The sequence below is a fragment of the Hoeflea phototrophica DFL-43 genome (genome assembly GCF_000154705.2).
GTDB classification, from domain to species: domain Bacteria; phylum Pseudomonadota; class Alphaproteobacteria; order Rhizobiales; family Rhizobiaceae; genus Hoeflea; species Hoeflea phototrophica.
Genome location: NZ_CM002917.1, coordinates 2,633,751 through 2,657,421, shown reverse-complemented (window position 1 = coordinate 2,657,421; position 23,671 = coordinate 2,633,751). Strand labels below are relative to the sequence as shown.

The following is a 23,671-nucleotide window of genomic DNA, read 5'->3' as shown; positions in this document are numbered from 1 at the left end:
CTCGCGGACGCTTGCCCGCTGGATACCGGATCGGGTATGATGGTGTGCGAAGGGGAAGCCGATCCCATTTCCTCCCATTGAATGCCGTTCTGACTTGTCGTGACCAGCCTGCGAAAGGTAACAAACGGTGCGCTTCCGGGAGGAGAGGTGAGCAACGCGAACTTTAGTTGTCTGCGTTAGCTATCAAAATCCTTAGCCCCGATTTCCATCATCCTCTCGACAAGAGCGTTATAGCGGTCTGCTGGCAGGCCTAGCGTATTGTTTCCGTTGTGTAATTTGATGATAATGTACGGGTTCCAAAGCTGGACGTAGTGGAGACTTCCGGAAACGCCCGGCTTAGTAATGAGGAAATTAAGTTCTTCGAGTTTACGAACACGCTCCTTCCATGTGGAAACACCGCGCAAACCGGAAAACCCTGACGCAAAGGCGATATCTGCCTGTTTGCTTAGAATGACGAACCCATCATCATTGCTTCTGCACCAAAGCTCCAAGTACGTGGTGGAGACCGGTTTGCCCTTACCGGAGAGGCTATCCATTATTGCGCCCAGCAACGGCATGGTTCGTGGGATTGTGGTGAATCCTTTAGCCGTCTTGCGGTCCCAAGTGTGAGCTTTCTGTAACTCACCAAAGACCTGCTTTCTAATCTCAGCCTGTTTTTCTTCGATCTTTTTGCTGATAGTCTTCGGTGAAGCAGCCATGTTATTATCCTTTTTTAAATGGAGGCACTACGGGTTTGGACCCCGTAGCAATGGTTCGGCAGTTTGCCAGCTACGAGTTTGGACCCCGTAGCTGGCGTGTCGCGGTTTGGACGCGCGACCGACTATGTGGACTACGGGGTTTGGACCCGCCGTAGCTCATTCCGCAAGAAGGGTGGAGGTTCTAGCGGCAGTTATGCGGCGACGACTTTGGACGTTGTCGCTTGTGTTTTTCAATATAGAAACAAAATTCAATAAAATCAATAACTTAGTTATCGTCTCATGGGATTTGAATCGGCGTATATCGGCAATTTGATCCAGTATCGTTGCACATATAACGTCAAGTCAATCTCTCATGAACGTTGCGGTCGGGCAAATATATTAGGATTTTGAGTAGTTTATTTCGATTTATTGGTGCTCGTGGGTGCTCCGGTTATCCAATGTGCTCCGATGTGCTCATCGGTGCTCAATAGGAGAGTCTGAGAGGATACCAGCATCAAACCTATCAGTGTACAGCTGGTACCCGCGTATGACGCCCGTCAGGGGTAGCATTTGTCAGTAGCACAGCAACCCCCGCCCGTGCTTTGATCGTGTCCAACCGGAATCACCCCCCTCGGAGCCCCCATGTCAGACGACCAAATCCGCACCGGCCACTGCAATTGCGGCGCCGTCCGTTTCCGCACCACCGGACCGCTTCGGGAGGTCGTCGCCTGCCATTGCTCGCAGTGCCGGCGGCAGTCGGGGCTTTATTTCGCCGCCACCAATGTGGGTGACGAGAACATCGAGATCGAGGGGGCGGACAACATCACCTGGTATCAGGCGTCGGATTTCGCCCGGCGCGGATTCTGTTCGACCTGCGGTTCGGCGCTGTTCTGGAAGCACCAGTCCGATCCGTTCATCTCGGTGCTGGCGGGCAGTTTTGACGAACCGTCGGGGCTGAAAATGACCAAGCACATCTTCTGCGCCGACAAGGGCGATTTTTACGAGATCTCCGACGGATTGCCGCAATATGAGAAGGGCTCGGCGGGGTTGCTGGTGGCGGAATGAGTGTCTTTTTCCTCTACCCTTGTGGGAGAGGAAGAAAAATCATGGTCTTGGTGCGAAGCGCCAAGTCATAGATTTTTCAGGTGAGGGGGAAGTTTCCGGTGTCGAACCAGCCCCCCTCTCTTGGAATTTCTAGCACTTAGCTGTTGCTAAGCTGCTGAAATTCGCATTCTCCCCCACCAAGGGGGAGAGGGTGTGTGCCGCGCCATCGCACAGAAAACGCTCCCGTTTTATCCCCACCCTCCGCCGCCATGCCATCATCTTCGCACTCCCGCTGCCGGATGGATCGCGAACGTGTCGGACCAGGCGGGAGGAAGGCCTTTTGCGGATCTGGCGTAACGTGCGGCAGTTTGCGAAAGGAGGCGGACACCATCGGAGCTCCGCTGGCGGGCGGTCCTTGATTGAGGAGCGTGCAAAGCCAGCCACCGGGCCGGGTTTCGCGTCATGCCAGCCTCACGGCTGGATATGGGCAGAAACACCGGTGCGGGCCTGTGGCGGACATGAGCGGCTCAGTTTGGCCGGTCAGGGTCCGTGCCGGACTCCGAAAAAACCATTCCCGTGGCCTGTCCAGGCTGCGGCCGGAGCAATCCGGGCGGGGGTGAAATCCCGGGAATGCGAGGTTTCGCCTGTCGGATGCGGACATCATCCGGCGAGCTTCGGGCCGCGCGCGGGTTGCGCCACCCATTATCTTCACAGTTTCAGAAGGCAAAGCCCACGGGCGGCCCTCCGGACACTGACGGCCTCATTCTCCCGATTGGAGCGCATCCAAGCGGGTCTTTCGGCATGGCCAGAAGTTTTCGTTCGTAAATGATGAACGCTGAGTGGCGGAAACAGCGTCTTTCTTGAACGAAGGCCGGGGCCTATAGTCTCGGCAAGGAGATCGACGATGACCCAATCCACCGCACTTCCCGCCCTGTTCATCTCGCACGGGTCGCCTGACACGGTGATTGCCGACACAAAAGCGGCCAAATGGATGAAGCAGCTTGCCGACGGCTTGCCACGGCCGCGCGCCATTGTTGTTGCCAGTGCGCATTTTGAAGTCTCGGGTAAGGTTGCCGTTTCCGCCGACGTCGATCCTGAAACCATCCACGATTTTGGCGGCTTCGCGCCTGAACTCTATGCGATGCACTATCCCGCGCCGGGGGAGCCGGATCTTGCGCGCCGGATTGTCAGCGATCTCGCAGCGGCCGGCTTTGATGCCCGCGCTGTCGAGTCTCGCGGCTTTGACCATGGTGTCTGGGTGCCGCTCAAGCTTATCTATCCCGATGCCGATATTCCGGTGGTGTCGCTGTCGGTCGATCCGCGCCAAGGCCCGGAGCATCACTACCGGTTGGGCGCGGCGCTGGCAGGTCTTAGTGCTGAGGGCGTGCTGGTGATAGGGTCGGGATCTTTCACCCACAATCTTGGTGTGGCCTTGCCCGCATTGAGGGCAGGGCAGCGTGAACTCGATGTGCCCGATTGGGTCGAGGCCTTCACCAGTTGGATGAATGCCAGGCTTGCAGCCAATGATGTGGCGGCGCTGATCGATTACCGGGCGCAAGCGCCGTTTGCGGTTGAGAATCATCCCACCGACGAGCACTTGTTGCCGCTCTACGTCGCACTTGGTGCGGCAGGGCCCGGTGGCGAGGCCGGGCTGATCCATGACAGCTCGGATTTCGGTGTGCTGGCAATGACCATGTGGCGGTTCTCCCCCGCGCCGGCCATGGCCCCAGCGATGAGCGAGGCTTGACCGGCTTAACGCCGCCTTCAGGATTTAGCGGTTAGACGTCGCGAATGAACACTTCCTTTCGCCGTCTGGCCATGCTCTCAACCCTTGGTCTTGTTTCCCTGCCGCTTTCGGGCTGCGGGACCTATATGGTGGCAAAAACCGTCACCGGCGCGGGCTCCGTTGTGGTCGGCGGGGCTGTGGGCGCCGTCAAGCTGACCGGCAAGGCTGCCGGGGCTGTTGTCGGGGTCGGGCGTGACAATGATGATGACTGATGGTGGCTGACGCCAGCACTGGTCGCCGGATGAATTGCGCAAAGCCCCTGAGGCAAAATCGATGATTTCCATGCGCTTCAATCCGGGTTAAGACCGAAGCCATGACGATCACAGCTCCCACATCCGCCACTGATACTCTCCGTATTGCCGTTGCGCAGTTGAACCCCACCGTGGGCGATGTTGCCGGCAATCTTGCCAAGGCACGCGAAGCGCGGGCCGATGCGCATCGGCATGGCGCGGACATTGTGCTGTTTACCGAGTTGTTCATCGTGGGTTACCCGCCCGAGGATCTGGTTCTCAAGCCGGCCTTGATCCGCAGTTGCCTCAAGGCGGTCAACGAGCTTGCCGCCGACACCGCCGATGGCGGCCCCGCTGTGATCATCGGCTATCCGCGCTCGGACGATGGCAAGCGGCACAATTCGGTTGCCGTGCTGGATGGCGGCAAGCTGGTGACCAGCCGCGACAAGGTGGATCTGCCCAATTACGGCGAGTTCGACGAAAAGCGGGTGTTTGATGTGGGCGAGATGCCCGGGCCCGTTGCGATCCGCGGCGTGCGTCTGGGCATTCCCATCTGTGAGGACATCTGGGGCGATCTCGGCGTCTGCGAAACCTTGGCCGAAAGCGGTGCGGAGATCCTGCTGGTGCCCAATGGCTCGCCCTATTATCGCGGCAAGGTCGATGTCCGTCATCAGGTGGTGCTTCGCCAGGTCATCGAAAGCGGGCTGCCGATGGTCTTTGCCAACCAGGTCGGCGGACAGGACGAACTGGTGTTCGACGGCGCCAGCTTTGCCATGAATGCCGACAAGAGTCTCGGCTTCCAGATGAGCCAGTTTGAGGAAACGGTCTCGATCGTCACCTTCAAGCGCCAGGACGATGGAACATGGCGTTGCAAACCCGGGCCGATGTCGGTGGTCCCGGAGGGCGAGGAGGCCGATTACCGCGCCTGCATGCTGGGCCTGCGCGATTACGTCAACAAGAACGGCTTCCGCAATGTCGTGCTGGGACTGTCCGGCGGCATCGATTCCGCTCTTTGCGCCGCGCTTGCGGTTGATGCGCTGGGCGAGGAGCGCGTGCGCACCGTCATGCTGCCCTACCGCTATACGTCCGAAAGCTCGTTCACCGACGCCGAGGCCTGCGCCCGGGCGCTGGGCTGTCATTACGATACGGTGGCGATCGAGGAGCCGGTGCAGGGCTTCCTGTCAGCGCTTGGCGAGATGTTCGAGGGCACCGACGAGGGTATCACCGAGGAGAACCTGCAGAGCCGGGCGCGCGGCGTCATCCTGATGGCGATTTCCAACAAGTTCGGCTCGATGGTGGTGACCACCGGCAACAAGAGCGAAATGTCGGTCGGCTATGCCACGCTCTATGGCGACATGAATGGCGGCTTCAACCCGATCAAGGATCTCTACAAGCTGCAGGTCTATGCGCTGTCGCGCTGGCGCAACGCACACGTGCCGCCCGGTGCGCTCGGGCCTTCGGGCGAGGTGATCCCGGTCAACATCATCAACAAGGCGCCGTCCGCCGAGCTCCGGCCGGACCAGACCGATCAGGATTCCCTGCCGCCCTATGAGGTGCTTGACGACATTCTCGAATGCCTCGTCGAACATGAAATGGGCGTTGAGGAAATCGTCGCGCGCGGCCATGACATCGCCACCGTGCACCGGATCGAGCATTTGCTCTACATCGCCGAATACAAGCGCCGCCAGTCTGCCCCGGGCGTCAAGATCACCCGCAAGAACTTCGGCCGCGACCGGCGGTATCCAATCACCAACAGGTATCGGGATCGCTGATGCCCGTCCTCCATTTTCTGCGCGACAATGCCCGCTGGGTCGCCGGCGGGTTTTTGCTGACGTTCTTCTCGTCCTTCGGGCAGACCTTCTTCATCTCGCTGTCGGCGGGTGAGATCCGCGCGAATTATGGCCTCAGCCATGGTGATTTCGGTGCGATCTACATGCTGGCGACGCTCGCCAGCGCTGCCTCGCTGCCGCAGGTGGGCAAGATCATTGACAGGATCAGCGTTTCGGCGACGGTGCTTCTGTCGGCACCGATGCTGGCGCTTGCCTGCGTGATCATGGCCTGGTCGCGCTCGCTCGCCCTTCTGGTGCTGGCGATCTATCTGCTCAGGCTGTTCGGGCAGGGGATGTTCACCCACATCGCGATGACGGCCATGGGGCGCTGGTTCGCCGCCCAGCGCGGCCGAGCCGTGTCGCTGACCACCATCGGCGTCAATCTCGGCGAGGCGGTGTTTCCCGTCAGCTTCGTGACCATTGCGGCGCTTCTCGGCTGGCGCGGGTCCTGGCTGGTTGCAGCTCTGGTGCTGATGCTGGTTGCGCTGCCGCTTGTCTATCAGCTGATGAAGGTCGAGCGGGTGCCGCAATCGGTGGCGCACGATCCCGGATCACCGGTTGAGCGGGACTGGACGCGGGGCGAAGTGGTTCGGGACCCGCTGTTCTGGGCGGTGATGTCGGGTGTTCTTGCTCCGGCCTTTATCGGCACGACCATATTCTTCCACCAGGTCTATCTGTCGGAATTGCGCGGTTGGGCGCCGACCGTATTCGCCACATCATTCGCGGTGATGTCGGGCATGACGATCGTGTTTGCACTGGTGAGCGGACAACTGGTCGACCGGTTCTCGGCCATCAAGCTGCTGCCGACATTTCTGGTGCCGCTGTCGCTGTCATGCTTCGTGCTGGCGTTCACCGATGCGGCCTGGGGCGCCTATGCGTTCATGGCGCTGATGGGCGTGTCCTACGGCTTTGCATCGACATTGTTCGGGGCGCTCTGGCCCGAGCTCTACGGGACCAGAAATCTCGGCGGAATCCGTTCGCTGATCGTTGCCTTCATGGTGTTTGGGACCGCGATGGGGCCGGGGCTTACCGGAACGCTGATCGACCACGGAGTGTCCTATCCCGGGCAGATCGCGGCCATGGGCGTGTACTGCGGTGTCATCAGTCTCGTCATGGCGCTGGTCAGCCGCAAGGCACTGCAGCGGCGCGCATCCGCAGCATTGGCCTGATACCGTGTCAGGCCGTGAGCCGCACAGGGATCACCGGAACAGCTGCTGCCCGCCGGTTTTGAGATCCAGGCCGCCATCCTGCTCGGGCAGAAATGCGGGGCCGACCATGCGCACTTGCTGGCGTTCCTGCGTGAGTGGACGCTCGATCTGCGAGGCTGCGAGCACGGCTGCGACATCTTCCGTGGTCAGCCGCAACTCGGCATTGAGCGCCGTTTCCGGATCTTCGCCGGGGTCGGGCCGGTTGAATGGGCGCACCCATGTTGTCACCGGCGCGTCGGGTCTCGCGGTGCCGTTCACAATGGCTTCACGGCGGATCATTTCCTGATGGAAGGCGCGCATGTTGCAGCTGCAGGCCTTGCTCATTGGCGCGTCGGTGTTGCGGTAGGCGAAGGCGTTCGGCATATCGGTGTAAGGCGTACGGGTTCGAACGGAAACCATGTCCTCGCTTTCCTCACTGCGCGCAAAGTGGGCATAAAGCGCAGTTTCGGTGCCCGGGCACATCATCTGGCAGGTGCGTTCGTCGCGGGCAAAGTCCGAAGGTGAGGCAGCCGATGAAACCGGAAAGAAGAAACCGTCGCAACTGCGCACGCACAGGGTGCGGTAGTTCCCGCCGCGCGCAGCGGGCGGCTCCACGACAATACGCGCGCCCTGCGTGCCCACCTTGACGGAACGACGTGCGCGGACTGGCGCGCTCTGGGTTGCATCCGTGCCGCTCAGAACAGCAACGATGCTTGATTTGCCTTGCTGCCCGCGGCGTTTTGCGTCCTTCTGCCCCTTGAGGGCAGCAGCATGAACAGCGGCGCGGCGACCGTCGCAATCATTGGCCTTCAAAGCTGCCTGAATGCGGCGCTTGGCAGCCCTGTTGTCACGTTCGGAATAGGAATCCCGCTTGCGCTCGAGAGCGGAAAGATTGGCCCGCATCTTGGTCTGTGTTGCGGTGAGCTTGGCGCACGCCTTGGCGTTTCTGCCGCTCAGAACGATGAAGCTGCCGGTGGTGCAGCCATAGCGGCCCAGGTCGGCGCGAAGCTTTCTCATCTCCTGTGCCTGCTTCTCCACTGCATCGGCATAGCGGCGGTACTTGGACGAGAAGCCGGACTGCGATGAGGTGCTTGCCATTTGAGCCTTGAGCCGTGTGCAGACATCGGAAGCTTCAGCCACCGCTGTGCCCGCAAGGGTCAAGGCCAGGCCGACAAGGGCGCTGTGGAACCAGATCCGGCGCATGGAGAACTCCAGACAATTACGCGGTTACGCGCGCGCCGGCTGGCAAACACCATCTGGCGCGACAAGCTCCATATTAGCCGTCAATCATGATCGCGCCAATCTCTACCGTTTGTTTACCTTAACCGGGGCGCGGAGCCGGGTGATAGCGCCGTAGCTCCTAAGAGGACCGGCTCGAAGGGGTAAGGAAGCCCGGGCACACTGTATTCGGCTTGTCGTTCAATCGAAGCCCTGTGAACGGCACATGCGTTACTCCGGGAAGGAGGCCTCGACGACCGACAGTGTCGCCATGTTGACCACGCCACGCGAGGTCACCGATGGCGACAGGATGTGGGCAGGCATGGCCGAACCCAGCAGGATCGGGCCCACATGCAGCGCCTCAGTCATGGTCTTGACCACGCCGAGTGCGATGTTGGCCGCATCGAGATTTGGAAACACCAGAAGATTGGCTTCGCCGCTCAGACTGCTGTCGGGCATCACGCGCTTGCGCAGGGCTTCGGAAATGGCGGAATCGCCATGCATTTCGCCATCCGCTTCCAGCTCCGGGGCAAGCGCGTGAATGATCTGCATCGCCTTGCGCATCTTGCTGGCGCTGTCGGAATCGCGCGAACCGAAATTCGAATGCGAGACCAGCGCCGCCTTTGGTGTGATCCCGAAACGGCGGATCTCATGCGCGGCCATGATCGTGGTTTCGGCGATCTCCTCGGCACATGGGTTCAGCGACACATAGGTGTCGGTGAAGAAGGTCGCGCCACGCTGAGAGATGAGCAGGCTCAATGCGGAGTAATCGGCGACGCCGTCGCGCTTGCCGATAATTTGCGAGATATCGCGCAGATGCCGTGCATAGCGTCCTTCCAGGCCGCAGATCAAGGCGTCAGCCTCGCCGCGCCTGATGCCAAGAGCGCCAATGACGGTGGCGTTGGTGCGTACGATTGTTCGCGCAGCCTCCGGGATCACGCCAAGCCGGCCGACGATCGAAAAATACTCGTCGACATAATCGCGGAACCGCGGATCGTCTTCGGGATTGGTGACCTGGAAGTCGACATCGGGGCGAATTCTCAGCCCGAAGCGCTGCAAGCGGTTCTCAATGATGCCGGGACGGCCGATCAGGATCGGCTCGGCAATGCCTTCCTCAAGCAGAACCTGGGCTGCGCGCAGCACGCGTTCGTCCTCGCCCTCGGCAAAGACAACCCGCTTCTTCGTCGCGGCCTTGGCGGCGGTGAACAGCGGCTTCATGATCAGGCCGGAGCGGAACACGAACCGGTTGAGCTGATCGACATAGGCTTCCATGTCGGAAATCGGTCGCCGCGCCACACCGGAGTCGGCGGCGGCCTTGGCGACAGCCGGCGCGATCCTGAGGATCAGACGCTGGTCGAAAGGCGAGGGGATCAGATATTCGGGTCCGAACACCGGGGTCTCGCCGGAATAGGCGCGTGCGGCGATGTCGGAGGGTTCCTCGCGCGCAAGTTCGGCAATGGCGCGCACTGCGGCCATCTTCATTTCTTCGTTGATGGTGCGTGCGCCGCAATCAAGTGCACCGCGGAAAATATAGGGGAAGCACAGGACGTTGTTGACCTGGTTGGGGAAGTCCGAGCGCCCGGTGCAGATCATCGCGTCGGGCCGGGCCTCGCGGGCCTCATCGGGCATGATCTCCGGTGAAGGATTGGCGAGCGCCATGATCAATGGCTTTTCCGCCATGGTCGCAAGCATTTCAGGCTTGAGAACGCCCGCGGCGGACAGGCCGAGAAACACGTCGGCACCTTCGATCGATTGGCTCAACACGCGGTTGTCGCTGGGTTGCGCGTAGATCGATTTCCACTCGTCCATGAGCACTTCGCGGCCTTCATAGACAAGGCCCTCGATGTCATGGACCCAGATGTTCTCACGTTTCGCGCCAAGGGCGACCAGCAGGTTGAGGCAGGCGAGTGCTGCGGCTCCCGCACCCGAGGTGACGATCTTGGCGTCGGTGAGCGATTTTCCGGCCAGTTCCAGGCCGTTGAGAATGCCCGCGGCAACGATGATTGCGGTGCCGTGCTGGTCATCGTGGAAAACCGGGATCTCCATGATCGCGCGCAACTGCCGCTCGACCTCGAAACATTCGGGCGCCTTGATGTCCTCGAGATTGATGCCGCCGAAGGTCGGTTCCAGAGCGGAAATGACGCTGACCATTCGATCGACTTCGGGGGCATCGATCTCGATGTCGAAAACATCGATGCCCGCGAATTTCTTGAACAGCACCGCCTTGCCTTCCATCACCGGTTTGGAGGCGAGTGGACCGATATTGCCCAGGCCAAGCACGGCGGTGCCGTTGGAGACCACGGCAACCAGATTGGCGCGCGAGGTGTAGGCAGCTGCGGCGTCGGGGTTGTCACGAATGGCCAGACAGGGAGCCGCCACGCCCGGCGAATAGGCCAGCGCCAGATCCCGCTGGTTGCCCAGCGGCTTGGTGGCCTGGATCTCGAGTTTTCCCGGCCGCGGATAGCGGTGGTAGAACAACGCGTTCTCGTCGAGATCGCCACTCGAGGGTTTGGGATCGCTGCCGCGCTTGGCGTCTTTGGAGGTCATTTTCGGATGGTATCCTGTCGGAGCAATTTGGTGGTGATCTGGCTGCGATGTCCGGCCCTTGTCAGGCCTTGCGCCGCACCACCTTCTGGTTCTGCTCGCCCAGCCCCGCAATCCCCAGGCGCATGGTGTCGCCTTCCTTGAGGAAGGTCTGCGGCTTCATCCCCATGCCCACACCGGGAGGAGTGCCGGTGGTGATGATGTCACCTGGCATCAGCACCATGTGGCGCGAGAGATAGGAGATTATCTCGTCGATGGCGAAAATCATGGTCGTTGTGTTGCCGGTCTGGCATCGCTTGCCGTTGACATCGAGAAACATGTCCAGCGTCTGCGGATTGCCGACCTCGTCGGCGGTGACCAGCCAGGGGCCGACAGGGCCGAAGGTCGGTGCGCTCTTGCCCTTGATCCATTGGCCGGTGCCTTCGATCTGCCAGGCGCGTTCGGAAACGTCGTTGCAGACCATGTAGCCGAAGACGTGATCGAGCGCGTCAGCACGGCTGACATGATCGGCTTCACGGCCGATCACAACGGCCAGCTCGACTTCCCAGTCGGCCTTTTCGACGCCTTGCGGGAGAACCACATCGTCATCGGGACCGGAAAGGCAGCTCGGGGCCTTGGAAAACACCACCGGTTCAGCCGGGATCGGCATTCCGCTTTCAGCCGCGTGGTCGGCGTAGTTGAGGCCGATGGCGATGAAATGCCCGGTGCGCGAAATCGGCGAACCGAACCGGCCCGGTTCAATGGCAGGCAGGCTGGAAAGGTCGACGCCCTTGAGCGCAGAAGGCAGGTCCGCAAGCGTTTCCGGTGTGATGTCGGAGATCACCGACGACAGATCGGCAAAGCCGGATTCGGTCGCGATTGCAGGTTTTTCAGCGCCTTTCGGCCCAATACGAACGAGTTTCATGCTGGTATTCCCCCTCGGCAAGATCGATTTCGATGTCCCTTCTATCCCAAGCAGGGGCGTGTGGGAAATCCTGTAACGTGCAAATTTACCACAAGCTGTCGTTTGGCCTCGCAGACAATCGATGTGGCTTCAAATCCGGCGGGTTTTGCGCCGTCAGCCCCAAAGCTCGGGCGAGGGGGGCGAGACCAGAGAGCCGGAATAGGACAGGCCGGGCGAACGGTCCTTGGCAAGAAGCAGCGGGCCGTCGAGATCGACCCAATCGGCATCCTGCCCAAGAAGCACCGCCGGGGCCATGGCCAGCGAGGTGCCGACCATGCAGCCGACCATCACGCCAAAGCCCAGTTCCCGGGCGCGGTCGCGCATTTGCAGCGCTTCGGTCAGGCCGCCGGTCTTGTCGAGCTTGATGTTGATTGCGTCATAAAGACTGACGAGCTTGTCGAGATCGGCAATGGTGTGAACGCTTTCGTCCGCGCACAGCGGTACCGGATGCGGGATATGGGCAAGAATCTCGTCCTTGCCGGCGGGCAAGGGCTGCTCGATCAGCGAGATATGCAGCTCGGCCGCCAGCAGCAGATGCTCGCGGATGTTGCTCTCATCCCAGCCTTCATTGGCGTCGAGAATGATCTCCGCACCGCGTGCCGCGCTCGCCACCGCTTGCATTCGGGCGCGATCATCGGAGGTGCCGACCTTGACCTTGAGCAGCTTCTGGGAGGAATGGGCCCGGGCCTCGTCGGCCATGTCCGCCGGATCGCCCAGCGATACCGTCACCGCCGTTGGGAGGGGCCGGGGCAGGATTTTGCAGGCATGGACGGCGGCGCGCTGGCCGCTGAGCTTGGCTTCGAGATCCCACAGCGCGCAGTCGATCGCGTTGCGTGCAGCTCCTGGTTTCATGGCTGTCTGCAGATCCTGACGGCTTGCGCCGCCGGCAATCGCTCCGGCATAGGCTTCAATCGCCTCAAGCACGCCTTCAACGGTTTCGCCATAGCGCTTGTAAGGCACGCATTCGCCGCGTCCCTGTTTGCCGTTTTCGCTGATTGTGCAAGTGACCACATCGGCAGCGGTTTTGGCGCCGCGGGAAATGTTGAACGCCTTGGCGAGCGGGAAACTGTCGATTCGGGCGTGGAGCTGTCTTGGCATTGCAACTGTGTCCGTAAAACATGGCATTTGGCGGGCTTGGCGGCTGCATATCAAGAAGCTGTGCGGTGACAGTTCCGGTGCGAGCCGCTATGTGTGGAACATGTTGACCGAACCGCAAAAAGATACAAGGGCAGATGCTGCTCCGAAGGTTGACGGCGCTTACGCGTCGCCGCGGGTTTCGCTCGAGGTTTCCGGCGGGCGCCAGCGGCTGGCGTTGTGGGGGGACTGGCGGCATGCTGCAATTGCCGGGGTCTATGGGGAACTTCTCAGTGTTCAGAAGAAGATTTCCGGCGCGGACTTGGTCATTGATTTGTCGGATCTGAGCAATTTCGACACCGCAGGCGCATGGCTGGTCCGCAAGACGATGGTTGTGGCAAAAGGCCAGGGCGCATCGGTTGAAATCGAGGGAGCCTCAAAGCCCGTCTCCGGGCTGCTTTCGGCGATTCCCGATCCCGCCGACCGGGCTGAGGTTGCGGCAACCGAGCGGGCGCCGCTGTTCCAGCGGATTTTTGCTCCTGTGGGGCGCGCCCTCTACGAGCTGTTCGACGATCTGATTGCGTCAATGTACATCCTCGGGTCGGCGGTCCGCGGCGCGCAATTGAAACTCGACCGCTCTGCGGGCATTTCTCCCGCCGCGATTGTAACCCAGATCGATCACATGGGTGTTCGAGCCGTGCCGATCATCATGCTGATGAGCTTTCTGATCGGCGCGATCATCGCCCAGCAGGGCGCATTTCAGCTGCGCTATTTCGGGGCGGAGGTGTTCGTCGTCGATCTGGTTGGAATTCTGCAATTGCGTGAAATCGGGGTGCTGTTGACCGCAATCATGATCGCAGGCCGCTCCGGCAGTGCCATCACGGCCGAAATCGGGTCGATGAAAATGCGTGAGGAGGTCGACGCGCTCAAGGTGATCGGGCTCAACCCCGTTGGCGTTCTGGTTTTTCCGCGGCTGGTGGCGCTCACGGTGGCGCTGCCATTGCTCACGGTGGTGGCGAATTTCGCGGCGCTGGCGGGAGCTGCGGCGGTTGCATGGAGTTATTCGGGCATTACCCCTGATGTCTTCACATCCAGATTGCGTGAAGCGATCGACATGACCACAGTTGCATCGGGCATGATCAAGGCTCCCTTCATGGCCCTGATCATCGGCATTGTCGCGTCGGTGGAAGGCATGAAGGTGGGCGGGAGCGCCGAATCGCTCGGCCGGCGGGTGACCGCCTCGGTGGTCAAATCGATCTTCGTTGTGATCCTGGTCGACGGGCTCTTCGCGATCTTCTACGCTGCAATTGATTTTTGAGGCTGGACAAGATGCGCGCACCCCAAAAGCACACCGAGGCCGACCGCGAAGTCATCCTGTCCGTGCGTGACATCTGTGTGGCCTTTGGCCGGAACGTGGTGCTCGATCATCTCGATCTGGATGTGTATCGCGGTGAAATTCTCGGTTTTGTCGGAGGGTCGGGCACCGGCAAGTCGGTGCTGATGCGTTCGATCCTGCGGCTCATTCCAAGACAAAAGGGTGTGATCCGCATTCTTGGCGAGAATTACGACACCGTTGATGAAGCAACCCGGATCGGCCTCGACATGCGTCTGGGTGTGCTGTTTCAGCATGGTGCCCTGTTTTCGGCACTGACGGTGCGCGAGAACATTCAGGTTCCGATGCGCGAATATCTGGATCTGCCGGTGAAACTGATGGATGAACTGGCAGAGTTGAAAATCGATATGGTTGGCCTGGCGCCGGACGCAGCGGACAAGTACCCCTCCGAGCTCTCGGGCGGCATGATCAAGCGCGCGGCCCTGGCGCGGGCACTGGCGCTGGATCCCGATCTGGTCTTCCTCGATGAGCCGACATCGGGCCTTGATCCGATTGGCGCAGCGGAATTTGATGAGCTGATCGCCCAGTTGCGCGACACGCTGGGCCTGACCGTCTATATGGTGACCCACGACCTCGACAGCCTGTTTTCGGTTTGTGACCGGATCGCCGTTCTGGGGCAGAAACGGGTTTTGGTGGATGGGACCATCGACGACATGCTTTCATTTGACGATCCCTGGGTACAGTCCTATTTCCAAGGAAAGCGTGCGCGGCGGATTCCCGAGCGGAAGACGCGTGGCAATTCCGGTGCTCAGGGCACTGGGCAGCAGCAGACCGAAGGCGCCCGGCAAGAAAGCGAAGCAACCTGATGGAAACACGCGCAAACTACGCCATTGTCGGATTTTTCACGGTGCTTGTGATGGTGTCCGCGTTCGGATTCGTCTACTGGATGGCGCGCTATGGCGGCACCGGCGACACAACGCAGCTGGTGGTGCGGATCCCGGGCTCTGCCAACGGGCTCTCGGTCGGATCTCCCGTTCACTTCAACGGTATCCCCTACGGCGTCGTGCGGCGACTCAACATCGATCCGAACAGCCCGAATTTTGTGATTGCCGACACGGTGGTGCGCTCTGACGCGCCGATCTACACCGACACGCGCGCCGCCCTTGAAATTCAGGGCCTGACCGGATCCGCCTATATCGAGCTGCAGGGGGGAACGCCGAGCAACCCGAACATCCTTGATCAGGCAATTTCCGACAGCGGTGTGGCGGTGATCGAGGCTGACCCGTCCGGCGTGACCAATCTGCTGGCGACAGCCGATGAGATTCTCACCCGGGTCAATCGTGTGATTGGCGAGGTGGAGGGGTTCGTCGAGGAGGCACGCTCGCCGCTGACCGGGACGCTGAGGAACGCCGAGAGCTTTTCCGCAGCACTCAGCGACAATGCCGATGGCATTGACGAGTTTCTCAAGAGCGTGTCGGCCCTTTCCGGTACGGTGCAGTCCCTGTCTGTCAAGCTTGAGGGGACGCTTGGGTCCGCGGAGCGGTTGATCAATGCTGTTGACCCGGACCAGGTGCGCAACATCGTTAGCTCCGTGGACAAGGTCACCGGCGATCTCGCGGCTTCTTCCGGCGATATCATCAAGACGCTCGAATCCCTGCGCGGCACGGCGCAATCTCTTGAGCAATTCGTCACGGACGCGGGAGCCTCGCTCGACAAGGTCGATGCGGTGATTGCGAGCGTGGACCCGGCCAAAGTGGGCGAGGTGATGGACAATATCACCGTTGCCAGTGCCGATGCCCGCCAGACGCTTGCCGACGCCCGCGGCGTGGCTGAGACCTTTGGCGCGCGCAAAGAGGATTTTGATCTGATCATCACCGATGTGAAGGAAATGTCCGGGCGGCTCAATGCAGCGTCGGAACGGGTTGATGGCGTGCTGGCCAAGCTGGACGGCTTCCTGGGCGAGGGCGATGCCTCGTCACTGATTGCGGATGCCGAAGAGACGCTCAAATCGTTCCGTGAGGTGGCGAATTCGCTCAATGCCCGCATCGGCCCGATCGCTGACAACCTGCAGAGGTTTTCGGGATCCGGGCTGCGTGACGTCGAGGCACTCGTCAATGATGCCCGTCGCTCGATCCAGCGCATCGAGCAGTCGATCACAAGCATCGAGCGTGACCCGCAGCGGCTCCTCTTCGGGGGCGAGACGGTCAAACAGTATGACGGGCGGACACGGCGTTGACTCTTTGGGGCGTGCTACGCAAGACTGCGCTAATATGTTTGCAGCGCGGCATGAGGCCGGGCGGGGAAGTGGAATGCGTTTGAAACCGGCTCGGCTGATTGTTGCCATCACATTGCTCTTGGTGCTGGCCGGCTGCGGCGGTGGCCTCGGAGGCTCCACGCCGCCCGACACCTATGGCTTGTCTCCGGCTCCTGCCGTCACGGGAGACAGCGCACGCAACCGCCAGATCCTGATCAGCGAGCCAACTGCTCTGAAAGCGCTCGACAGCGAGCAGATCGTCATTCGGCCATCCCCCTCGGCAATCCAGTATCTGGCGGATTCACAATGGTCGGACCGGTTGCCGAAAATCGTTCAGGACAAGCTGGTTCAGGCGTTCGAGAATTCCGGTCGCGTCGGTGGTGTCGGCCGTCCGGGCGAGGGGCTGGCGATCGACTTCAAGATCATTACTGCAATCCGGTCGTTCGAAATCAGGGCCGATGCAGGCGAGCAGGCGGTGGTGGAAATTTCCGCCAAGGTGCTCAATGACCGCAATGGTGTGGTGGCTGCGACCAGAGTTTTCCGCGGGAACTCCTCTGTTACGGGCACCGGAAACGCCGCCTATGTCCGCGCGCTTGACCGGGCCTTCGAGACAGTTGTTGCCGATCTTGTGACCTGGACGCTCTCACGCATCTGATCCGGATTGAGCAACCGCGGCAACGCCTTGGCAGCGTGCATGTGCCTTGTCGCCCGGTTGAGTGGGGCATGTATCAAAGGTCGGTGTCCTGACGAGCATCTGCGCGCCGGGTTGCTGCCACAGGCACCTTCAGGTCCGACGAAGTCAAAATCACCAGAAACAGCAAGTAGCTCGCAGCGGCCAAAACGGCGGGGCCGATCAAAGCCGGATAGCCAAAGAGCCAGATCGCGCTGATCCACAGCAAGGCCAGATTGACGACAAACATGAGCTTCTCGGTTTCGCCACCGCGCCATGCGCACCAGCCGAGAAAGCCGATGATTGCCAGATATGCAGGAATTGCCAGTGCCATGTGTTTCACTTTCCGAAGCGGTTTCAGGGTCAATGCATGATCTCTCGCAGGCGCCGGAATGTCCGGGCCCACGCGACCCCGACGTAAGAACCTTTCTCACCAATTGAAGTCCGAAACAGTGATTGCGGTCAGGGCAAAATGACGCAATCTGCAAGCTGTGACGATGAGCGGGTCTACCCGTTCGAACGGACCGGCTAGCCAGCGGCGGTCGGCGTGCAGGTCAATCAGATCAAGGTCAAATGCAACCGGAATCCGGTTGCAAGATTAAGTTTAAATTTTTGTCGTCTTGCGGCCTTGCACACGCATTATGTCATCACGAAATATATTTATTATTAATAAAGAATGCCTCATATTTACGAGAATAGTAATATTCCGTGAAAATGTATTTGAGTCATGTTTCAGCTTTTCATAAGATTTTACCGTCTGCCTGTCTTTTGCATTTTTTGGACATTTAATGGCCGAATTGAAGCCTTCATTGGCGCCCTACTGTTGTTTGCGGGTCATCAGTCCGGAACAAGGATTGGACCCGGAAACAAGGACTGGCATTCCGCCAGCAAACAGGAGAGACACAATGAAACGCATTCTTGTAACACTCGCCATCCTCGGCTTTTCGGCTCCCGCTTTCGCACAGGCCGCGGATTTTTCAGCCGTTGACTCCGATCAGAACGGGGCCTTGAGCTGGGAGGAAGTTGCGGTTGCAATGCCTGAAACATCGGAAGACGCTTTCAGGTCTGCGGATGTCGACGGAAGCGGTGATCTGTCCGCAGAAGAATATGCCGCAGTTAGCGGACAGTAGGCGCTGATGGTATGGAAAACCATCCAATGGCCGGGCTCGTCAAGGCTTCCGTTCTTGCCGTTGCGCTGACCGGTCTCGCCGCTTGCGATAATTCTTCGGCTGACGGCAGCGGCGCGGAGGCGGAGCAAACTGACATCTTACAAGGGTCGCAGAGCAACGCACCAGTTGCAGAAGAACCTTCTTCCGGCACGCCTCCCGTGAACTGACTCCCACCACCTACATTGCGGGGACCAGTGCGCTGGTCCCCGGAACGGTGTTTGGAGGCCAGCCTGCCTGCCGGATTTGCGAATTTCGGCCCACTCTCAAGAGATAATGCCGGTCATCCACAGGGCCGGCCGAACAGGCAGGTCTCCTTCGTGGTGCCGGTATGAACCTCAGCCGGTCCAGGTCCTCAAATGACCGGTCCACCAGCCGACATCGATCGAGAATTGGATTGCAAACACTGCGATCCCCGATATCAATGCAGGCTAAAACAGGAATGGGATGATCCTCCGTTTTGGATCGGCGCCTAGCAACATCCTTGCGAGTGAAGCGTAAAGCCCGGCAGCGGCCATGATGAACAAAAGATCAAAGCCCTTTGAAATGTAGTGGCAGGGAGGCAGGGGCCACTCGCCCACCCGGACCAGCACGCGATGGTACTACACAGCCCGACTCACCGAAACTGTGGTGTGGGGATGCCAGTCGCAAAGGCCGCACACAGGCCAGATTCGAACCAATGCCCGGGCATTGCACCGTCAATTCACACCCAGGCACCCAGTGCCACCTGTATGAAGGTTTACCTGTGCCGCTGGACTTGGCGGAGTTTGCTCCCGCAGTTGCAATGCAGTTATCCCGGCCCACAGAAACATTGCGTCTTGTTCGTCCAGGTACAAAAAACCCCGCTCGGAAGCGGGGCTTTCAGATGTGCTTACAGTGGCAGGCCTGATCAGCTGCGGCCGAAGCGGCCGCTGGCATGGGCCAGCATGGTGTAGACCTTGCCGGTGTCAGAGGTCAGGTAGGTCTGGGTCATCATGTTGTCGCGGTCATTGCGCGCAACATCGCTGAGCAGCTTTTCGAAATCGGCAATGTAGCGATCGACAGCCGAGCGGAACTCGGGCTCGCGGCCGTACTTGTCCTTGATCTCGTCAAAGGTCTGCTGGCCCTTGAGCGTGTAGAGCCGGCGGGTGAAGACATCACGCTCGCCGCGCTGATAGCGCCGCCACAGATCGACCGATGCGTCATGGTCGATGGCGCGGGCGATGTCGACCGACAGCGAGTTGAGCGATTCGACCACATGGCGCGGGTTGCGCTCAGGCGCGCGGGCAGGCGCTGCCTGGCGCGCCGGGGCTTCCTCTTCACGGGATGCGGCACGCAACAGATCGCTGACCCAGCCCTGGCTCTTGGAGGGCGCGGCTGATGCAGCGGCAGGCTCGAGGCTGCCGCGCAGAGGCGCGCGCTGGGCAGGAGCAGGGGCTTCCGCCCGTGGTGCCGGTGCAGGATCCCGGCGTACCGGCGCCGGTGCCGCCTGACGTTGCGGAGCGGATGCCGCGCGTGCCACCTGGCGGGGCTCGCGAACCTCGACCTGCTGGCTCGATTGGCCGACGATCTGCGAGAGTTCCTGCAGAGCCTTGATCTGGTCGGACACCGCCCGGCGCATGGCCGCAGCGCTTTCGCGGGTTTCCTCGGGCAGATCGAATGCACCGCGCTTGAGTTCGCTGCGGGTGTCTTCGAGCTCACGACGGATGCTCGAGGCCGACTGGCGGATCTCATCGGTCGCTCCGGCGAAGCGGCCGATCGCGTCCTCAATCGCCTCGCGAACGCTCTCACGCATGGAGCCGGCAGCCGAATTGGCCCGGTTTTCCGTGTCGGTCAGCAATTGGCTGGCGTTTTCGGCCGCCGAGCGCAATCCACCCTCTAGCCGGCTTGCAGCGCGTTGCGACAGCTGGTCGGCATCGGAGAAGGCCTTTTCGACGATGCCCTCGAGCGAACGCATGGTTTCCTCGATCTGCTCCGAGCGGCTGACCAAGCCGAGCGACAGCGACTGCAGCGCTTCGCGGCGCTCCTCAAGCGTGGAGGCGAGATTGGACTGTGCCGCGCCGAGCAGATCGGAGGCAGAGGCGAGGACCTTGGAATGGTCGTCGAAGCGGCCGGCGATGGCGCCGACCTGATTGAGTGTACGGCTCGAGATATCGGTGAGCTTTTCGACCTTGCCGTCAAGCAGACGGGCGGAGCCCGAAAGCAATTCGGCCGCCTTCTCTGTCGATGACGAGAACTCGCCGGTGGTTTCCTCAAGCCGGGCATTGGCCGCACCGAGCGTCAAGGTGGCGGTCTCGATGACCTTCGAGATTTCCTGATTGCTGACGCCAAGACGATTCAGCAGTTCGCCGACACTGCCGGTCAGGCTCTGATTGACGGTCTCCAATGCGGAGAGCGTCTCGCTGGTGCGGTTGGTGATGGCGTTGATCAGAGCTGCGTTCTCTGCGCGCAGGCGATCTGTTGACGTCTGCGTGACTTCGGTGATCCGGTTGGAGAACTCCTCGCCGCTTGACACATATTGCTCCACCAGCGGGCGGGCCTTCTCATCAATGACGCGCGAGAGTTCGGCCGAACGGCTGGCGAGCATCGAATTGAGTTCGCGGGTGCGCTCGTCCAGTGTGGAATGGACACGCGTTGCGCGCACATCCATGGCCTGTTCGGCCTCGACAAGATGCTGCACGATGGCAGCCGCCTTCTGTTCGAGCGCCTCGCCCACCGAGCCGGTGCGCGACACCAGGTTTTCGCCGGTTTCCGCGAGCCTGCTGGAAATGGCATCGGCCTTGGTATCAAGCGCGGAGACCAGCGCATCGGTGGTCTGGCCAATGCGTCCAGCGATATCCTGGGTCTTGCTGTCCAGGGTGGTGACCAGCGTTTCGGCGGTCTCTCCCAAACGGTTGGAGATCGCGCCGGTCTCGGTCTCGAGACGGGCTGCCAATGCTTCGGCCTGCTTGGCAAAGCGTGCTTCGCTGGCATCGAGCGTGGTGGCGATGCGATCGGCTTGGCCGCCCACGGTTTCGCCAACCCGTTCGACAAGATCGCCAATACGGCTTGCCTCGGCGCTCAGTTCGGTGGCGCCGGTGGAAATCCGGTTTGCGATTGTTTCGGCATGCACGCTGAGATCTGCGGTCCGCTCGTCGACATGGGCATCCAGCTTGCGCGCGAATTCGCGGGCCTGCTCGTCCATCCGTCCGGCAAATCCAGCGCCGACCGTTCCCAGCGTTTCTCCAGCCTTGAGGGCTTCCGCATCGAGTTCCACCGCGGCATTGGCAACAGCCTCGCGCAGTTTCGCCGCAAGTCCGGAGGCTTTGCCTTCGATGGTTTTTGAGACCGAGTCCAGCCCAGCGCCGAGCATGTTGTTCATGGTTGTGAGACGTTCGTCGACGCGTTCGGTTCCCTTGATGAAGGTCTCGTCAACCCGCTCGACGGCGGCCTTTGTGATCTCGTTGAAGCGGCTGCCTTCCACGTCGAGTGTCGCGGAAAGACGTTCGGAGGCTTCCGACAGACCTGTTTGCAAAGTGCTGGTGCGCTCTTCAAGGCCGCCAAACAGGGCCTGCGAGCGCTCGTTGAGGCTCGAGTCGATGCGGTCTGCGCTTGCCGAGATTGCGGTTTCGAGATCGGTGACGCGGCCGGCAATGCCTGCGACCAGGGCAGAGGATCTCTCGGCCAGATTGGAATCGATCCGCTCGGCACCCATCGCCAGTGCCTTGTCGATGGCGTCGGTGCGATCAGCAAGTGTGGTGGCGATCTTGTCGGCGGCCTGACCTGTCGCGGTCTCGATGCGGCCTGTGCCCGATGCCAGGCTGGCTTCCAGTTCCTGGCTGCGGTCGGCGAGCGTTGCGCCGATGCGTTCGAGGCTGGCGGCAAGGATGCCGTCAATTGCGCTGGTCGAGCCGGTCAGCGTCTCGTTGATCCGAGCAAGGCTCTCGCCGAGCTTGCCGTCGAGGCTGCCCGCGCGGCTGTCGAACGCAGAGGTGAAATCTGCAACGCGTTCGTCGAAGGCGGCGGTGAGGCTGCCGATCGAGGACTGAAGCTTTTCTTCAAAGAAGCCTGAACGCAGATCAAGATCCATGATGGCATCGTCCGCGCTGGTCTTGAGGGCCTGACGGAAGGAGGCGCCCTTTTCGTCAAGTGACGCGTTGAGGGTGGCAAGCGTTTCCTCAAGTCCCGAGGAGATCGCCTGCTGGCCGACACCGAGGCTTTCTGAGATCTCGCGGGTGCGGGCGATAAGTGTTTCGTTGAGCTGCTTGGCGCGCTCGCCAAGAGCTGCGTTGAGCTTTTCTGTGCTTGAATCGAGTGTCGAGGCGCGGGTTTCAAATTCGGACAACAGCGCCTTGCCGCGCTGGTTGAGCTGGACGTTGAGCATTTCCAGGCGCGTGTCGAACTCGTCTGTGAGCTCGCCCCCGGATGTCTTGAGCGCCGTGACAAGTGCCTCGGTGCGGCCGGAAAGAACCTGTTCGATGTCCCGGCTGGTTGCTTCCGTTCGTTCCTGCAGATTGGCCGCACGTGTGTCCATCAATTGGGCCAGGGCTTCGCCAGATGTCGAGATCCGGTTGGCGATTTCCTCGCTTGCGGTGGTCAGTTCCTGCTTGAGTTCCTCATGCGCGCCGGCAATGGAAGCCCGGATGCGTTCGGAATGGCTGACGATGGCGTCACGTTCGGAACCGAGTTCCTGAACAAGCCCGCGAACCCGAATCTCGTTGTCGGAATAGCTGCGCTCGAGCGCGTTGACCTCGGAATGAACCAGCGTCTCGAGCTCGGAGGCGCGGGCAATGGTGCGCTCGATGCCCTCATTCATCGCCGACACTTCGCGGCGCACGGCCTGGCCAACGGACAGAATGCGGTCTCCGGCAATGTTTTCGGGTTCCGCGAGGCGCAGTGCCACTTCTGCCATCGAGCGTGCGACCGAGCGCATTTCGCGGGCCCGCGCCATCATGATGGAAAATGCAAAGAACATCAGAACAGGCACGATGATCGCGACGGCAAAGCCGATCGCGGCAGGCATCGCCAGAACATCCTGGACCGAACGGATCTGCCAAATTTCAGGGCCATAGAGCAGGTTGGCAAGACCCAGTACGCCGACCGCCCAAAGCACCGACAGGATGGAGGCATTGCGAAGCGCGCCGCGGCTGGAGCGGATTTCCAGCGCACGCAGCAGTCCGGCTGTGGTCTTGCGGCTGTCGTCATTGGCGGGTGCCAGGGATGCGGCCGGGGTAAAGGCAGGCGCAGCCGTGTGCGGCGCGGTGCTGCTGCCCGGCGTTTGGGCAGGCGCATCCGATTGCGCGCTCTTGAGCTCCTTGGCCGCGTTGGACACCTTGGTTTCCAACTCATCAAGCGAGATTTCGTCGAGAGCAACACCCGTGCCTTCGTCGTCGAGGTCGATTTTCAGCGCGTCTTCGAGCGCTTCGAACGTCTGTTCGTCGATGCTTCTGTCCGCTGGTTTCTTACTCATGCCACTCAAGCCTCGTTACTCAATGGAGGTGGAAATCCGCGGCCCGCCAGCGCCGTATTGCCAATGTTCAATATGGCGTTTTTTGCACATGTGTCGTGCCCGCAAGCCGACCTTGGCCTTTTTCCTTGCCTCAAACCCTAAACTTAGTGGCACAGAAGGCTGAATTTCACAATTAAAAGCAGAGACGGGGTGGCTGAATCCACGGAAAACTGGGGCGGCGCTGTGCCGAATTGATCCAGAAGCGCCAATCAAAAGCCACATTTACGCGCCGTTAACCATGCCGCCAAG

At 60.7% G+C, this 23,671-nt stretch carries 17 protein-coding genes and 1 pseudogene; 11 read left to right on the top strand and 7 right to left on the bottom strand.

Annotation, left to right across the window (positions count from 1 at the left end):
* Positions 1-176 precede the first annotated feature (176 nt).
* Complete coding sequence (locus HPDFL43_RS12630; protein WP_007197739.1) at positions 177-698, bottom strand: hypothetical protein; 522 nt, start codon at positions 696-698, stop codon at positions 177-179.
* Positions 699-1,319: 621 nt separating this feature from the next.
* On the opposite strand from HPDFL43_RS12630, the gene HPDFL43_RS12625 reads away from it, so the two are divergent.
* The 5 genes and pseudogenes from HPDFL43_RS12625 (at position 1,320) to HPDFL43_RS12605 (ending at position 6,735) form a co-directional block, all read left to right on the top strand.
* The gene (locus tag HPDFL43_RS12625; RefSeq protein WP_007197738.1) at positions 1,320-1,742 is read left to right on the top strand and encodes a GFA family protein; all 423 of its coding nucleotides are present in this window, start codon (positions 1,320-1,322) and stop codon (positions 1,740-1,742) included.
* 1,021 nt (positions 1,743-2,763) lie between these two features.
* A pseudogene (locus HPDFL43_RS12620) lies at positions 2,764-3,468 on the top strand (DODA-type extradiol aromatic ring-opening family dioxygenase); the annotation flags it as partial.
* A gap of 44 nt (positions 3,469-3,512) precedes the next feature.
* Positions 3,513-3,719 (top strand): hypothetical protein, encoded by a 207-nt coding sequence (locus HPDFL43_RS12615; protein WP_007197736.1) that lies wholly within the window; start codon positions 3,513-3,515, stop codon positions 3,717-3,719.
* A gap of 101 nt (positions 3,720-3,820) precedes the next feature.
* Entirely contained in the window at positions 3,821-5,509 is a 1,689-nt protein-coding gene (locus HPDFL43_RS12610; protein WP_007197735.1) for an NAD+ synthase, read from the top strand.
* On the top strand, positions 5,509-6,735 hold the full coding sequence (locus tag HPDFL43_RS12605) for an MFS transporter (RefSeq protein ID WP_007197734.1): 1,227 nt from the start codon (positions 5,509-5,511) through the stop codon (positions 6,733-6,735). Before HPDFL43_RS12610 ends, HPDFL43_RS12605 begins: the two co-directional genes overlap by 1 nt.
* Before the next feature lie 30 nt (positions 6,736-6,765).
* Here HPDFL43_RS12605 and HPDFL43_RS12600 read toward each other — a convergent pair whose 3' ends face one another.
* From HPDFL43_RS12600 to dgcA, 4 genes are all read right to left on the bottom strand, one after another.
* A complete protein-coding gene (locus tag HPDFL43_RS12600; RefSeq protein WP_007197733.1) occupies positions 6,766-7,956 on the bottom strand; it encodes a DUF2865 domain-containing protein in 1,191 nt (396 codons plus the stop codon).
* Between the two features lie 246 nt (positions 7,957-8,202).
* Positions 8,203-10,518, bottom strand: coding sequence for an NADP-dependent malic enzyme (locus HPDFL43_RS12595; RefSeq protein ID WP_007197732.1), 2,316 nt, complete (start codon positions 10,516-10,518; stop codon positions 8,203-8,205).
* Between the two features lie 61 nt (positions 10,519-10,579).
* Complete coding sequence (locus tag HPDFL43_RS12590; RefSeq protein WP_007197731.1) at positions 10,580-11,419, bottom strand: fumarylacetoacetate hydrolase family protein; 840 nt, start codon at positions 11,417-11,419, stop codon at positions 10,580-10,582.
* Between the two features lie 153 nt (positions 11,420-11,572).
* Positions 11,573-12,556, bottom strand: coding sequence for an N-acetyl-D-Glu racemase DgcA (dgcA, locus tag HPDFL43_RS12585; protein ID WP_007197729.1), 984 nt, complete (start codon positions 12,554-12,556; stop codon positions 11,573-11,575).
* Between the two features lie 103 nt (positions 12,557-12,659).
* Here dgcA and HPDFL43_RS12580 point away from each other — a divergent pair, with 103 nt between their 5' ends.
* The 4 genes from HPDFL43_RS12580 (at position 12,660) to HPDFL43_RS12565 (ending at position 16,774) form a co-directional block, all read left to right on the top strand.
* Entirely contained in the window at positions 12,660-13,850 is a 1,191-nt protein-coding gene (locus HPDFL43_RS12580; protein ID WP_040450163.1) for an ABC transporter permease, read from the top strand.
* Positions 13,851-13,861: 11 nt separating this feature from the next.
* Positions 13,862-14,731 (top strand): ABC transporter ATP-binding protein, encoded by an 870-nt coding sequence (locus HPDFL43_RS12575; RefSeq protein ID WP_007197727.1) that lies wholly within the window; start codon positions 13,862-13,864, stop codon positions 14,729-14,731.
* Complete coding sequence (locus tag HPDFL43_RS12570) at positions 14,731-16,101, top strand: MlaD family protein (protein WP_007197726.1); 1,371 nt, start codon at positions 14,731-14,733, stop codon at positions 16,099-16,101. Before HPDFL43_RS12575 ends, HPDFL43_RS12570 begins: the two co-directional genes overlap by 1 nt.
* 73 nt (positions 16,102-16,174) lie before the next feature.
* Positions 16,175-16,774: an ABC-type transport auxiliary lipoprotein family protein gene (locus HPDFL43_RS12565; RefSeq protein ID WP_007197725.1), complete on the top strand. Its 600-nt coding sequence runs from the start codon at positions 16,175-16,177 to the stop codon at positions 16,772-16,774.
* Positions 16,775-16,847: 73 nt separating this feature from the next.
* On the opposite strand, the gene HPDFL43_RS12560 is transcribed toward HPDFL43_RS12565, so the two are convergent.
* Positions 16,848-17,123 carry a hypothetical protein gene (locus HPDFL43_RS12560; protein ID WP_007197724.1) on the bottom strand — a complete coding sequence of 92 codons (276 nt, stop codon included), beginning with the start codon at positions 17,121-17,123 and terminating at the stop codon, positions 16,848-16,850.
* Between the two features lie 571 nt (positions 17,124-17,694).
* On the opposite strand from HPDFL43_RS12560, the gene HPDFL43_RS12555 reads away from it, so the two are divergent.
* Both HPDFL43_RS12555 and HPDFL43_RS12550 read left to right on the top strand, forming a co-directional pair.
* A complete protein-coding gene (locus HPDFL43_RS12555) occupies positions 17,695-17,919 on the top strand; it encodes an EF-hand domain-containing protein (protein WP_007197723.1) in 225 nt (74 codons plus the stop codon).
* Between the two features lie 11 nt (positions 17,920-17,930).
* Complete coding sequence (locus HPDFL43_RS12550; protein ID WP_040449218.1) at positions 17,931-18,125, top strand: hypothetical protein; 195 nt, start codon at positions 17,931-17,933, stop codon at positions 18,123-18,125.
* A gap of 719 nt (positions 18,126-18,844) precedes the next feature.
* On the opposite strand, the gene HPDFL43_RS12545 is transcribed toward HPDFL43_RS12550, so the two are convergent.
* Positions 18,845-23,383 carry an apolipoprotein A-IV repeat region-like domain-containing protein gene (locus HPDFL43_RS12545; RefSeq protein ID WP_007197722.1) on the bottom strand — a complete coding sequence of 1,513 codons (4,539 nt, stop codon included), beginning with the start codon at positions 23,381-23,383 and terminating at the stop codon, positions 18,845-18,847.
* Positions 23,384-23,671 lie beyond the last annotated feature (288 nt).

Excerpts from the sequence above, each read along its gene's own strand:
- HPDFL43_RS12630 (WP_007197739.1), bottom strand. The coding sequence starts at position 698 with ATGGCTGCTTCACCGAAGACTATCAGCAAAAAGATCGAAGAAAAACAG.
- HPDFL43_RS12625 (WP_007197738.1), top strand. The coding sequence starts at position 1,320 with ATGTCAGACGACCAAATCCGCACCGGCCACTGCAATTGCGGCGCCGTC.
- HPDFL43_RS12615 (WP_007197736.1), top strand. The coding sequence starts at position 3,513 with ATGAACACTTCCTTTCGCCGTCTGGCCATGCTCTCAACCCTTGGTCTT.
- HPDFL43_RS12610 (WP_007197735.1), top strand. The coding sequence starts at position 3,821 with ATGACGATCACAGCTCCCACATCCGCCACTGATACTCTCCGTATTGCC.
- HPDFL43_RS12605 (WP_007197734.1), top strand. The coding sequence starts at position 5,509 with ATGCCCGTCCTCCATTTTCTGCGCGACAATGCCCGCTGGGTCGCCGGC.
- HPDFL43_RS12600 (WP_007197733.1), bottom strand. The coding sequence starts at position 7,956 with ATGCGCCGGATCTGGTTCCACAGCGCCCTTGTCGGCCTGGCCTTGACC.
- HPDFL43_RS12595 (WP_007197732.1), bottom strand. The coding sequence starts at position 10,518 with ATGACCTCCAAAGACGCCAAGCGCGGCAGCGATCCCAAACCCTCGAGT.
- HPDFL43_RS12590 (WP_007197731.1), bottom strand. The coding sequence starts at position 11,419 with ATGAAACTCGTTCGTATTGGGCCGAAAGGCGCTGAAAAACCTGCAATC.
- dgcA (WP_007197729.1), bottom strand. The coding sequence starts at position 12,556 with ATGCCAAGACAGCTCCACGCCCGAATCGACAGTTTCCCGCTCGCCAAG.
- HPDFL43_RS12575 (WP_007197727.1), top strand. The coding sequence starts at position 13,862 with ATGCGCGCACCCCAAAAGCACACCGAGGCCGACCGCGAAGTCATCCTG.
- HPDFL43_RS12570 (WP_007197726.1), top strand. The coding sequence starts at position 14,731 with ATGGAAACACGCGCAAACTACGCCATTGTCGGATTTTTCACGGTGCTT.
- HPDFL43_RS12565 (WP_007197725.1), top strand. The coding sequence starts at position 16,175 with ATGCGTTTGAAACCGGCTCGGCTGATTGTTGCCATCACATTGCTCTTG.
- HPDFL43_RS12560 (WP_007197724.1), bottom strand. The coding sequence starts at position 17,123 with ATGGCACTGGCAATTCCTGCATATCTGGCAATCATCGGCTTTCTCGGC.
- HPDFL43_RS12555 (WP_007197723.1), top strand. The coding sequence starts at position 17,695 with ATGAAACGCATTCTTGTAACACTCGCCATCCTCGGCTTTTCGGCTCCC.
- HPDFL43_RS12550 (WP_040449218.1), top strand. The coding sequence starts at position 17,931 with ATGGAAAACCATCCAATGGCCGGGCTCGTCAAGGCTTCCGTTCTTGCC.
- HPDFL43_RS12545 (WP_007197722.1), bottom strand. The coding sequence starts at position 23,383 with ATGAGTAAGAAACCAGCGGACAGAAGCATCGACGAACAGACGTTCGAA.